15 protein-coding genes are annotated in these 12,147 nt (G+C 56.5%); 9 read left to right on the plus strand and 6 right to left on the minus strand.

Annotated features, from left to right (window positions below; translation table 11 throughout):
- Positions 1–1,141: plasmid recombination protein (locus tag PHAMO_RS01625; protein ID WP_235720766.1), on the minus strand; the 1,141-nt coding region annotated here is incomplete at its 3' end.
- A 170-nt stretch (positions 1,142–1,311) separates the two neighbouring features.
- Between PHAMO_RS01625 and PHAMO_RS01630 the strand changes: the two genes are divergently transcribed.
- From PHAMO_RS01630 to PHAMO_RS01640, 3 genes are all read left to right on the plus strand, one after another.
- Positions 1,312–1,851 (plus strand): hypothetical protein, encoded by a 540-nt coding sequence (locus PHAMO_RS01630; protein WP_002725758.1) that lies wholly within the window; start codon positions 1,312–1,314, stop codon positions 1,849–1,851.
- Between the two features lie 246 nt (positions 1,852–2,097).
- Complete coding sequence (locus PHAMO_RS01635; RefSeq protein WP_002725762.1) at positions 2,098–2,373, plus strand: type II toxin-antitoxin system RelE/ParE family toxin; 276 nt, start codon at positions 2,098–2,100, stop codon at positions 2,371–2,373.
- A 75-nt stretch (positions 2,374–2,448) separates the two neighbouring features.
- Positions 2,449–2,778, plus strand: a complete 330-nt coding sequence (locus tag PHAMO_RS01640) for a HigA family addiction module antitoxin (protein ID WP_002725763.1) — start codon at positions 2,449–2,451, stop codon at positions 2,776–2,778.
- A gap of 83 nt (positions 2,779–2,861) precedes the next feature.
- Here the strand turns inward: PHAMO_RS01640 and PHAMO_RS01645 are convergent, their stop codons facing one another.
- Positions 2,862–3,422: a replication/maintenance protein RepL gene (locus PHAMO_RS01645; protein WP_002725764.1), complete on the minus strand. Its 561-nt coding sequence runs from the start codon at positions 3,420–3,422 to the stop codon at positions 2,862–2,864.
- A gap of 579 nt (positions 3,423–4,001) precedes the next feature.
- Complete coding sequence (locus tag PHAMO_RS01650; protein WP_002725765.1) at positions 4,002–5,231, minus strand: plasmid recombination protein; 1,230 nt, start codon at positions 5,229–5,231, stop codon at positions 4,002–4,004.
- A gap of 169 nt (positions 5,232–5,400) precedes the next feature.
- Between PHAMO_RS01650 and PHAMO_RS01655 the strand changes: the two genes are divergently transcribed.
- From PHAMO_RS01655 to PHAMO_RS01665, 3 genes are all read left to right on the plus strand, one after another.
- Positions 5,401–5,940, plus strand: a complete 540-nt coding sequence (locus PHAMO_RS01655; RefSeq protein WP_002725758.1) for a hypothetical protein — start codon at positions 5,401–5,403, stop codon at positions 5,938–5,940.
- A gap of 246 nt (positions 5,941–6,186) precedes the next feature.
- Positions 6,187–6,462 carry a type II toxin-antitoxin system RelE/ParE family toxin gene (locus tag PHAMO_RS01660; RefSeq protein WP_002725762.1) on the plus strand — a complete coding sequence of 92 codons (276 nt, stop codon included), beginning with the start codon at positions 6,187–6,189 and terminating at the stop codon, positions 6,460–6,462.
- A gap of 75 nt (positions 6,463–6,537) precedes the next feature.
- Entirely contained in the window at positions 6,538–6,867 is a 330-nt protein-coding gene (locus PHAMO_RS01665; RefSeq protein ID WP_002725763.1) for a HigA family addiction module antitoxin, read from the plus strand.
- Between the two features lie 83 nt (positions 6,868–6,950).
- Here PHAMO_RS01665 and PHAMO_RS01670 read toward each other — a convergent pair whose 3' ends face one another.
- Positions 6,951–7,511: a replication/maintenance protein RepL gene (locus tag PHAMO_RS01670; protein ID WP_002725766.1), complete on the minus strand. Its 561-nt coding sequence runs from the start codon at positions 7,509–7,511 to the stop codon at positions 6,951–6,953.
- 579 nt (positions 7,512–8,090) lie between these two features.
- Entirely contained in the window at positions 8,091–9,320 is a 1,230-nt protein-coding gene (locus PHAMO_RS01675) for a plasmid recombination protein (RefSeq protein ID WP_002725765.1), read from the minus strand.
- A 170-nt stretch (positions 9,321–9,490) separates the two neighbouring features.
- Between PHAMO_RS01675 and PHAMO_RS01680 the strand changes: the two genes are divergently transcribed.
- The 3 genes from PHAMO_RS01680 (at position 9,491) to PHAMO_RS01690 (ending at position 10,957) form a co-directional block, all read left to right on the plus strand.
- Complete coding sequence (locus PHAMO_RS01680) at positions 9,491–10,030, plus strand: hypothetical protein (RefSeq protein WP_002725758.1); 540 nt, start codon at positions 9,491–9,493, stop codon at positions 10,028–10,030.
- A 246-nt stretch (positions 10,031–10,276) separates the two neighbouring features.
- Positions 10,277–10,552 (plus strand): type II toxin-antitoxin system RelE/ParE family toxin, encoded by a 276-nt coding sequence (locus PHAMO_RS01685; RefSeq protein ID WP_002725762.1) that lies wholly within the window; start codon positions 10,277–10,279, stop codon positions 10,550–10,552.
- Positions 10,553–10,627: 75 nt separating this feature from the next.
- Positions 10,628–10,957 (plus strand): HigA family addiction module antitoxin, encoded by a 330-nt coding sequence (locus PHAMO_RS01690; RefSeq protein WP_002725763.1) that lies wholly within the window; start codon positions 10,628–10,630, stop codon positions 10,955–10,957.
- Between the two features lie 83 nt (positions 10,958–11,040).
- Here the strand turns inward: PHAMO_RS01690 and PHAMO_RS01695 are convergent, their stop codons facing one another.
- Positions 11,041–11,601: a replication/maintenance protein RepL gene (locus PHAMO_RS01695; RefSeq protein WP_002725769.1), complete on the minus strand. Its 561-nt coding sequence runs from the start codon at positions 11,599–11,601 to the stop codon at positions 11,041–11,043.
- Positions 11,602–12,147 lie beyond the last annotated feature (546 nt).

Genomic DNA, 12,147 nt, shown 5'->3' on the forward strand with positions numbered 1-12,147 from the left:
CCCAGGTCGATCGCCGGGTCATGACTCTTGTGCCCGAAAAGGTGGTAGAACGGAAGCTTGCGCATCTGCTCAGTTGCGGCGGTGACCAGTCGTAGAGCCAGTCCCAGGCGGGCGAAAGGCGGTTGATGACTTTGGGCTTCTCGGCCTCGGGAACGTGGAGGACGAGTCTTTTTTGGCCTTTGGCGTTGATCGTCCCCGGCTCAAGGGTGCCGTTGGACCACATTTCCACGCCGGTGGTTATGGCGTCGGCCTTAGCGACCGCCGCCGCCTCGATTTGGCGGCCCTTGGAGGCCGCTTGATCGATCTTCTGAGCTGCCAGGATGTCGGCGGTGGCAAGGGCGTCCTGGGCCTTCTGGCGGGCTTCTCTGATAACCTGGTTAGCCATCTGGTGTTTGTAGTCGACCGCGATTTCGGCAGCGTTGACGTTTGTTAGCCGCTGGGCTGTCCTTTGGGCTTCGGCGGCCTCGGCCTTCCATTCCGCGCGGGTCAGGCGGCGGCGACCAGGGCCTATCCGCGTCTGTCCGTGTCTCATACCAATATCGTTGTGATATCGGTCTTGCCATACGCGCATGGCGTCACGATAGGCCAAATTGCACTGTTTTGCGCCCAATCCGGCCTCTTTTGAAGCCGCCAAGGCGGCATAGCCGGGGTGAGCCTGCTTGGCGTCCAGGCGGGCATTGAGTGGGATGGCCAGGGCATGGATGTGAGGATGCTTCTCGTCTCTGTGCTCAACGATGCTGACCACCTCCACGCCACGGCGACGGCCATCCTCGATCAGCCAGCGGGCGGCTTCGTCGCGCCATGCCTCATAGGCGCGACGTTGATCGGGATCGGCGGCGAGGTCGGCGCAGCGGGAAGGGTGGGATAGCACCACGCCTTCCATAACATGGGTATCAGCGCGCACGCTGTTACCGCGCCCCTGTCCTCGCATGGCGGCTTTTGCCTCCCGCACCCGGCGCTCGATCTCGGCCGGAACCTCGGCCGGGTCGATGCCGTGCAAGACGGTCGGCGGCTGCGGCTGCTCGACATGGGGAGCGTGGCCGTCCAGGCGTGCTGCCTCGGCGGTGACATCAGCGACGGAGCGGCCAACGCTGTTACCCTTCCGGCTGAAGGTCGAAATGTGCGCGAACTGGTAGGACATGATCGCTCCAGGCAGGGGGACCAGGGGGGCTATCCCCCCCTGGTCGACGACTTTAAGGGGGAACCGCGCAGCGGTGGGACCCTTAAAGTTATAGTCGGTACACTATAATTTTTTCAAATCCGTGATTGTCACGCGACTTGTCGCGTTGTACTGTGGTGTCAGGAGGCACCATGAGCGACGATCCACCCAAGGCGAAAACAGCGGCAGAACGGAAGCGGGAAGAACGGGCACGAAAAGCCGAAAAAGGAGTCGTCACCGTCGCCCTCGATGTCCCGACCCGACATGTGAAGTGGATGCAGAACACTGCCGCCAAGCTCCGCAAAGGCGGGGAGCCACCGGGCGGTTTTCGTGATCCGGTGCCGCTGGAGATCCGCACGGTGGAGGTGCCGAAGCCAATTCCGACGCCTGGGCCGGTGCGGGTCGAGAAAGTGGAGGTTGAAAAGCTCGTACCTGGGCCTGTGCAGGTCAAAGAGGTGCAGGTGGGAGTGCCTGTTCCTCGGTTGGACTGGCTGGCCCTGTTAATTGCCCTGGTGGTCGCTGGCGGTGCAGGTTGGGTGGCTGGATGGTTGGGCCATGGAGTGACACACCCTCCTGCACCACCACCCTATGGCGTTTGCGCCGAGCCGCTCCAGGATGGGGCGAAGGTCAAGGATGGCCCCAAGGGACAATGGTGTTGGGTCAATCCGCCTTCGGTGTCCCCGTTCCGCTGATAAATCGGCGTTAAACGGCTGGGTTACGCAGGTGCCGTTACCCGAAAGGTAACAATGTAATTGACATTGGAGTGGAGTGTGTTACCTTATAGGTAACAGTAGGCCCAGCTTGGCGTTTCCCTGCGGGGGTGCAGTGGGCATGCTGTATGTCTGTACGTTTGAATATATGAAAATAACGGGAGAGAAAAATGACCAACATCAATATCAGCGCTTTCATGCGCAGTACCACTCGCAAGGACTTAACAGATGATCACCGACATCGTTGATAAAGGACTAAAAGATTTATTTTTAGATGGTACGTCTAAGCACATCGCCAGCAATTTTCACAGGACATGCATTCAGATTTTAGACTTGCTGAACATGGTTCAGAGTCCTAAAGACCTTGTAGGTGTGAAGAATTTTCACCAATTAAAGGGTGATCGAGCCGGATACTATTCTATGCACGTCAATGGAAATTGGTGCATCACGTTCAGGTTCCATGGCGTTGACGTCGCCGGTGTAGATTTCGAGGATTATCACTAGTTAAGTACTAGTTGTTCCTTGATTTTAGATGGAGGAGGTTAAAACCTCCTCCATCCTCATAAAGGAGAGAATGATATGCTCACTCGGAACAGGGCGCCGACCCATCCGGGGACCATATTGAAGGTGCTTTACCTAGACCCACGTAAGGTCTCTGTGACGGCTTTTTCTGATGCAACAGGAATCTCTCGGAAGCATCTTTCGCAGATTATTAACGGCCATGTTGGCATAACTTCGGAAACAGCAGTGCGTATTTCTGCTGTTCTCGATACTTCCGCGCAGATGTGGATGAATGGCCAGACGGCCTTTGATCTCTGGCATGCCCAGCGAGATCTGCCTGAAGGTAAGCCCGTTAGGGTGGGGGCTTTTGCCCCTGAACAAGGCGGTGGAGCTGAGGCTCACGCCTGATAACGGTTTCATGAACCTAAGCAAAGCGGCGGCCAATAAGGCCGCCGCTTCCATTTCGGCTGTGTGGTTAGCCCTTGAGTCAGCTACACGCCCTCGACGGCCTTCGGGCTTGCACGGCGACGATACTCCTTCACGAAAGCCACTCGATCACCCTTGAAGAACAGGGAGGGGTTCACCCAATACTGGTTTGGAGACCGTGGAATGAGGAACTCCTTTTCTAGCAGTTCCTTTATTCCGCGATTGAAAGTTCGTTCAGACATTCCAATGGCTTCGCCGTTGAGGCCATTGTCAAACCAGAACAGAGTGAGGCAGTCTGCATAGCCTCCAGTCATTTTNTCCTTCTGGTAGGCGTCTAGTACGGCCTGGAATACTTTTGTCCCCGCGGAGCCAAGTCCAAAGGCCATTTTGACGCCTTCCGCGAAGACTTTGACGAAACTCTCGTCATCGCGGTCTTCCACGGTGTGGATCATGGACACAGCTTTGACCTCGCCGGTTTCCGGGTCCACCAGTTGCTGACTTGTGGACGTGCGGACATACCGCCGTTTGGCCTTTGCGGTGATCTCCACCGTCACTGGCTCCAAGAATGGGTTGACCATGGGGGAAAATGCACGCTTAAGCGCGTGAACTGACTTCTTTTCTGACATTTTACCTCGCCATTTTGTCAGTATTCCAGACACACGATGTCGCCGAAACTGACAAAATACAATTATTTTTTGTCACCGAAACTGACTGAGTTGTCAGTTTCGGCGCCAATTTTGTCACCGGTGGTCTAGGCTGGCTGCGGGTTTCGGGGCTTTCGCTTCTCACTCTATATAATGGGGGGGCAAAACGACCCCGCTGGTGATCGGTGGGCAGGGGAGAGAGGCCGGATAGGCCGACGACCGAATCGACGCAAAGCGGCGACTGTCCACGGATCGAGCCGTCGCAGCGTTGAAGCAAAGGGCCGAAGGCTTCTTCTAAAAATCTCATAGAAAATCTTGACCGCGCAAAGCGCGTACTGTGGGAAGAATTGGCCAAAGGCCAAGCTTTCCACAGAAAACAAATCGGCGTGGCGCTAGCCGCGCCACAATTTTTATAAGGGGCCGCAAGCGGCAAAAATGCTCGGCATGGAACAAGCTACGCTTGTCCATCTTTTCCGCTCCATTTCTTGAGGCTGGATGCCCCTTGGCATTGTGCTAGCTGATAGGGAGGAGTGGCCGTAGGGGGTGACCCCCTACCCCCCCTTATCGACTGTAACCCCTGGATTGCTTAGCTTGTCGCCGTTCTTCGACCTGCTGGGCAGCCTGAGTGAGGGCGTCGGCCTGCTTCTGCTGGGCGGCAGGCAGGTATTTCTTGACCTCTTGGGCCAGCTTGGAGGCTTCCAGACTCTCCTTTAGCCGCTCAGTCATGCGGCTAGACCAGTCGTAGAGCCAGTCCCAGGCGGGCGAAAGGCGGTTGATGACTTTGGGCTTCTCGGCCTCGGGAACGTGGAGGACGAGTCTTTTTTGGCCTTTGGCGTTGATCGTCCCCGGCTCAAGGGTGCCGTTGGACCACATTTCCACGCCGGTGGTTATGGCGTCGGCCTTAGCGACCGCCGCCGCCTCGATTTGGCGGCCCTTGGAGGCCGCTTGATCGATCTTCTGAGCTGCCAGGATGTCGGCGGTGGCAAGGGCGTCCTGGGCCTTCTGGCGGGCTTCTCTGATAACCTGGTTAGCCATCTGGTGTTTGTAGTCGACCGCGATTTCGGCAGCGTTGACGTTTGTTAGCCGCTGGGCTGTCCTTTGGGCTTCGGCGGCCTCGGCCTTCCATTCCGCGCGGGTCAGGCGGCGGCGACCAGGGCCTATCCGCGTCTGTCCGTGTCTCATACCAATATCGTTGTGATATCGGTCTTGCCATACGCGCATGGCGTCACGATAGGCCAAATTGCACTGTTTTGCGCCCAATCCGGCCTCTTTTGAAGCCGCCAAGGCGGCATAGCCGGGGTGAGCCTGCTTGGCGTCCAGGCGGGCATTGAGTGGGATGGCCAGGGCATGGATGTGAGGATGCTTCTCGTCTCTGTGCTCAACGATGCTGACCACCTCCACGCCACGGCGACGGCCATCCTCGATCAGCCAGCGGGCGGCTTCGTCGCGCCATGCCTCATAGGCGCGACGTTGATCGGGATCGGCGGCGAGGTCGGCGCAGCGGGAAGGGTGGGATAGCACCACGCCTTCCATAACATGGGTATCAGCGCGCACGCTGTTACCGCGCCCCTGTCCTCGCATGGCGGCTTTTGCCTCCCGCACCCGGCGCTCGATCTCGGCCGGAACCTCGGCCGGGTCGATGCCGTGCAAGACGGTCGGCGGCTGCGGCTGCTCGACATGGGGAGCGTGGCCGTCCAGGCGTGCTGCCTCGGCGGTGACATCAGCGACGGAGCGGCCAACGCTGTTACCCTTCCGGCTGAAGGTCGAAATGTGCGCGAACTGGTAGGACATGATCGCTCCAGGCAGGGGGACCAGGGGGGCTATCCCCCCCTGGTCGACGACTTTAAGGGGAACCGCGCAGCGGTGGGACCCTTAAAGTTATAGTCGGTACACTATAATTTTTTCAAATCCGTGATTGTCACGCGACTTGTCGCGTTGTACTGTGGTGTCAGGAGGCACCATGAGCGACGATCCACCCAAGGCGAAAACAGCGGCAGAACGGAAGCGGGAAGAACGGGCACGAAAAGCCGAAAAAGGAGTCGTCACCGTCGCCCTCGATGTCCCGACCCGACATGTGAAGTGGATGCAGAACACTGCCGCCAAGCTCCGCAAAGGCGGGGAGCCACCGGGCGGTTTTCGTGATCCGGTGCCGCTGGAGATCCGCACGGTGGAGGTGCCGAAGCCAATTCCGACGCCTGGGCCGGTGCGGGTCGAGAAAGTGGAGGTTGAAAAGCTCGTACCTGGGCCTGTGCAGGTCAAAGAGGTGCAGGTGGGAGTGCCTGTTCCTCGGTTGGACTGGCTGGCCCTGTTAATTGCCCTGGTGGTCGCTGGCGGTGCAGGTTGGGTGGCTGGATGGTTGGGCCATGGAGTGACACACCCTCCTGCACCACCACCCTATGGCGTTTGCGCCGAGCCGCTCCAGGATGGGGCGAAGGTCAAGGATGGCCCCAAGGGACAATGGTGTTGGGTCAATCCGCCTTCGGTGTCCCCGTTCCGCTGATAAATCGGCGTTAAACGGCTGGGTTACGCAGGTGCCGTTACCCGAAAGGTAACAATGTAATTGACATTGGAGTGGAGTGTGTTACCTTATAGGTAACAGTAGGCCCAGCTTGGCGTTTCCCTGCGGGGGTGCAGTGGGCATGCTGTATGTCTGTACGTTTGAATATATGAAAATAACGGGAGAGAAAAATGACCAACATCAATATCAGCGCTTTCATGCGCAGTACCACTCGCAAGGACTTAACAGATGATCACCGACATCGTTGATAAAGGACTAAAAGATTTATTTTTAGATGGTACGTCTAAGCACATCGCCAGCAATTTTCACAGGACATGCATTCAGATTTTAGACTTGCTGAACATGGTTCAGAGTCCTAAAGACCTTGTAGGTGTGAAGAATTTTCACCAATTAAAGGGTGATCGAGCCGGATACTATTCTATGCACGTCAATGGAAATTGGTGCATCACGTTCAGGTTCCATGGCGTTGACGTCGCCGGTGTAGATTTCGAGGATTATCACTAGTTAAGTACTAGTTGTTCCTTGATTTTAGATGGAGGAGGTTAAAACCTCCTCCATCCTCATAAAGGAGAGAATGATATGCTCACTCGGAACAGGGCGCCGACCCATCCGGGGACCATATTGAAGGTGCTTTACCTAGACCCACGTAAGGTCTCTGTGACGGCTTTTTCTGATGCAACAGGAATCTCTCGGAAGCATCTTTCGCAGATTATTAACGGCCATGTTGGCATAACTTCGGAAACAGCAGTGCGTATTTCTGCTGTTCTCGATACTTCCGCGCAGATGTGGATGAATGGCCAGACGGCCTTTGATCTCTGGCATGCCCAGCGAGATCTGCCTGAAGGTAAGCCCGTTAGGGTGGGGGCTTTTGCCCCTGAACAAGGCGGTGGAGCTGAGGCTCACGCCTGATAACGGTTTCATGAACCTAAGCAAAGCGGCGGCCAATAAGGCCGCCGCTTCCATTTCGGCTGTGTGGTTAGCCCTTGAGTCAGCTACACGCCCTCGACGGCCTTCGGGCTTGCACGGCGACGATACTCCTTCACGAAAGCCACTCGATCACCCTTGAAGAACAGGGAGGGGTTCACCCAATACTGGTTTGGAGACCGTGGAATGAGGAACTCCTTTTCTAGCAGTTCCTTTATTCCGCGATTGAAAGTTCGTTCAGACATTCCAATGGCTTCGCCGTTGAGGCCATTGTCAAACCAGAACAGAGTGAGGCAGTCTGCATAGCCTCCAGTCATTTTTTCCTTCTGGTAGGCGTCTAGTACGGCCTGGAATACTTTTGTCCCCGCGGAGCCAAGTCCAAAGGCCATTTTGACGCCTTCCGCGAAGACTTTGACGAAACTCTCGTCATCGCGGTCTTCCACGGTGTGGATCATGGACACAGCTTTGACCTCGCCGGTTTCCGGGTCCACCAGTTGCTGACTTGTGGACGTGCGGACATACCGCCGTTTGGCCTTTGCGGTGATCTCCACCGTCACTGGCTCCAAGAATGGGTTGACCATGGGGGAAAATGCACGCTTAAGCGCGTGAACTGACTTCTTTTCTGACATTTTACCTCGCCATTTTGTCAGTATTCCAGACACACGATGTCGCCGAAACTGACAAAATACAATTATTTTTTGTCACCGAAACTGACTGAGTTGTCAGTTTCGGCGCCAATTTTGTCACCGGTGGTCTAGGCTGGCTGCGGGTTTCGGGGCTTTCGCTTCTCACTCTATATAATGGGGGGGCAAAACGACCCCGCTGGTGATCGGTGGGCAGGGGAGAGAGGCCGGATAGGCCGACGACCGAATCGACGCAAAGCGGCGACTGTCCACGGATCGAGCCGTCGCAGCGTTGAAGCAAAGGGCCGAAGGCTTCTTCTAAAAATCTCATAGAAAATCTTGACCGCGCAAAGCGCGTACTGTGGGAAGAATTGGCCAAAGGCCAAGCTTTCCACAGAAAACAAATCGGCGTGGCGCTAGCCGCGCCACAATTTTTATAAGGGGCCGCAAGCGGCAAAAATGCTCGGCATGGAACAAGCTACGCTTGTCCATCTTTTCCGCTCCATTTCTTGAGGCTGGATGCCCCTTGGCATTGTGCTAGCTGATAGGGAGGAGTGGCCGTAGGGGGTGACCCCCTACCCCCCCTTATCGACTGTAACCCCTGGATTGCTTAGCTTGTCGCCGTTCTTCGACCTGCTGGGCAGCCTGAGTGAGGGCGTCGGCCTGCTTCTGCTGGGCGGCAGGCAGGTATTTCTTGACCTCTTGGGCCAGCTTGGAGGCTTCCAGACTCTCCTTTAGCCGCTCAGTCATGCGGCTAGACCAGTCGTAGAGCCAGTCCCAGGCGGGCGAAAGGCGGTTGATGACTTTGGGCTTCTCGGCCTCGGGAACGTGGAGGACGAGTCTTTTTTGGCCTTTGGCGTTGATCGTCCCCGGCTCAAGGGTGCCGTTGGACCACATTTCCACGCCGGTGGTTATGGCGTCGGCCTTAGCGACCGCCGCCGCCTCGATTTGGCGGCCCTTGGAGGCCGCTTGATCGATCTTCTGAGCTGCCAGGATGTCGGCGGTGGCAAGGGCGTCCTGGGCCTTCTGGCGGGCTTCTCTGATAACCTGGTTAGCCATCTGGTGTTTGTAGTCGACCGCGATTTCGGCAGCGTTGACGTTTGTTAGCCGCTGGGCTGTCCTTTGGGCTTCGGCGGCCTCGGCCTTCCATTCCGCGCGGGTCAGGCGGCGGCGACCAGGGCCTATCCGCGTCTGTCCGTGTCTCATACCAATATCGTTGTGATATCGGTCTTGCCATACGCGCATGGCGTCACGATAGGCCAAATTGCACTGTTTTGCGCCCAATCCGGCCTCTTTTGAAGCCGCCAAGGCGGCATAGCCGGGGTGAGCCTGCTTGGCGTCCAGGCGGGCATTGAGTGGGATGGCCAGGGCATGGATGTGAGGATGCTTCTCGTCTCTGTGCTCAACGATGCTGACCACCTCCACGCCACGGCGACGGCCATCCTCGATCAGCCAGCGGGCGGCTTCGTCGCGCCATGCCTCATAGGCGCGACGTTGATCGGGATCGGCGGCGAGGTCGGCGCAGCGGGAAGGGTGGGATAGCACCACGCCTTCCATAACATGGGTATCAGCGCGCACGCTGTTACCGCGCCCCTGTCCTCGCATGGCGGCTTTTGCCTCCCGCACCCGGCGCTCGATCTCGGCCGGAACCTCGGCCGGGTCGATGCCGTGCAAGACGGTCGGCGGCTGCGGCTGCTCGACATGGGGAGCGTGGCCGTCCAGGCGTGCTGCCTCGGCGGTGACATCAGCGACGGAGCGGCCAACGCTGTTACCCTTCCGGCTGAAGGTCGAAATGTGCGCGAACTGGTAGGACATGATCGCTCCAGGCAGGGGGACCAGGGGGGCTATCCCCCCCTGGTCGACGACTTTAAGGGGGAACCGCGCAGCGGTGGGACCCTTAAAGTTATAGTCGGTACACTATAATTTTTTCAAATCCGTGATTGTCACGCGACTTGTCGCGTTGTACTGTGGTGTCAGGAGGCACCATGAGCGACGATCCACCCAAGGCGAAAACAGCGGCAGAACGGAAGCGGGAAGAACGGGCACGAAAAGCCGAAAAAGGAGTCGTCACCGTCGCCCTCGATGTCCCGACCCGACATGTGAAGTGGATGCAGAACACTGCCGCCAAGCTCCGCAAAGGCGGGGAGCCACCGGGCGGTTTTCGTGATCCGGTGCCGCTGGAGATCCGCACGGTGGAGGTGCCGAAGCCAATTCCGACGCCTGGGCCGGTGCGGGTCGAGAAAGTGGAGGTTGAAAAGCTCGTACCTGGGCCTGTGCAGGTCAAAGAGGTGCAGGTGGGAGTGCCTGTTCCTCGGTTGGACTGGCTGGCCCTGTTAATTGCCCTGGTGGTCGCTGGCGGTGCAGGTTGGGTGGCTGGATGGTTGGGCCATGGAGTGACACACCCTCCTGCACCACCACCCTATGGCGTTTGCGCCGAGCCGCTCCAGGATGGGGCGAAGGTCAAGGATGGCCCCAAGGGACAATGGTGTTGGGTCAATCCGCCTTCGGTGTCCCCGTTCCGCTGATAAATCGGCGTTAAACGGCTGGGTTACGCAGGTGCCGTTACCCGAAAGGTAACAATGTAATTGACATTGGAGTGGAGTGTGTTACCTTATAGGTAACAGTAGGCCCAGCTTGGCGTTTCCCTGCGGGGGTGCAGTGGGCATGCTGTATGTCTGTACGTTTGAATATATGAAAATAACGGGAGAGAAAAATGACCAACATCAATATCAGCGCTTTCATGCGCAGTACCACTCGCAAGGACTTAACAGATGATCACCGACATCGTTGATAAAGGACTAAAAGATTTATTTTTAGATGGTACGTCTAAGCACATCGCCAGCAATTTTCACAGGACATGCATTCAGATTTTAGACTTGCTGAACATGGTTCAGAGTCCTAAAGACCTTGTAGGTGTGAAGAATTTTCACCAATTAAAGGGTGATCGAGCCGGATACTATTCTATGCACGTCAATGGAAATTGGTGCATCACGTTCAGGTTCCATGGCGTTGACGTCGCCGGTGTAGATTTCGAGGATTATCACTAGTTAAGTACTAGTTGTTCCTTGATTTTAGATGGAGGAGGTTAAAACCTCCTCCATCCTCATAAAGGAGAGAATGATATGCTCACTCGGAACAGGGCGCCGACCCATCCGGGGACCATATTGAAGGTGCTTTACCTAGACCCACGTAAGGTCTCTGTGACGGCTTTTTCTGATGCAACAGGAATCTCTCGGAAGCATCTTTCGCAGATTATTAACGGCCATGTTGGCATAACTTCGGAAACAGCAGTGCGTATTTCTGCTGTTCTCGATACTTCCGCGCAGATGTGGATGAATGGCCAGACGGCCTTTGATCTCTGGCATGCCCAGCGAGATCTGCCTGAAGGTAAGCCCGTTAGGGTGGGGGCTTTTGCCCCTGAACAAGGCGGTGGAGCTGAGGCTCACGCCTGATAACGGTTTCATGAACCTAAGCAAAGCGGCGGCCAATAAGGCCGCCGCTTCCATTTCGGCTGTGTGGTTAGCCCTTGAGTCAGCTACACGCCCTCGACGGCCTTCGGGCTTGCACGGCGACGATACTCCTTCACGAAAGCCACTCGATCACCCTTGAAGAACAGGGAGGGGTTCACCCAATACTGGTTTGGAGACCGTGGAATGAGGAACTCCTTTTCTAGCAGTTCCTTTATTCCGCGATTGAAAGTTCGTTCAGACATTCCAATGGCTTCGCCGTTGAGGCCATTGTCAAACCAGAACAGAGTGAGGCAGTCTGCATAGCCTCCAGTCATNTTTTCCTTCTGGTAGGCGTCTAGTACGGCCTGGAATACTTTTGTCCCCGCGGAGCCAAGTCCAAAGGCCATTTTGACGCCTTCCGCGAAGACTTTGACGAAACTCTCGTCATCGCGGTCTTCCACGGTGTGGATCATGGACACAGCTTTGACCTCGCCGGTTTCCGGGTCCACCAGTTGCTGACTTGTGGACGTGCGGACATACCGCCGTTTGGCCTTTGCGGTGATCTCCACCGTCACTGGCTCCAAGAATGGGTTGACCATGGGGGAAAATGCACGCTTAAGCGCGTGAACTGACTTCTTTTCTGACATTTTACCTCGCCATTTTGTCAGTATTCCAGACACACGATGTCGCCGAAACTGACAAAATACAATTATTTTTTGTCACCGAAACTGACTGAGTTGTCAGTTTCGGCGCCAATTTTGTCACCGGTGGTCTAGGCTGGCTGCGGGTTTCGGGGCTTTCGCTTCTCACTCTATATAAGGGGGGCAAAACGACCCCGCTGGTGATCGGTGGGCAGGGGAGAGAGGCCGGATAGGCCGACGACCGAATCGACGCAAAGCGGCGACTGTCCACGGATCGAGCCGTCGCAGCGTTGAAGCAAAGGGCCGAAGGCTTCTTCTAAAAATCTCATAGAAAATCTTGACCGCGCAAAGCGCGTACTGTGGGAAGAATTGGCCAAAGGCCAAGCTTTCCACAGAAAACAAATCGGCGTGGCGCTAGCCGCGCCACAATTTTTATAAGGGGCCGCAAGCGGCAAAAATGCTCGGCATGGAACAAGCTACGCTTGTCCATCTTTTCCGCTCCATTTCTTGAGGCTGGATGCCCCTTGGCATTGTGCTAGCTGATAGGGAGGA

It is taken from the genome of Magnetospirillum molischianum DSM 120, assembly GCF_000294655.1.
Taxonomy (GTDB): Bacteria; Pseudomonadota; Alphaproteobacteria; order Rhodospirillales; family Magnetospirillaceae; genus Phaeospirillum; species Phaeospirillum molischianum.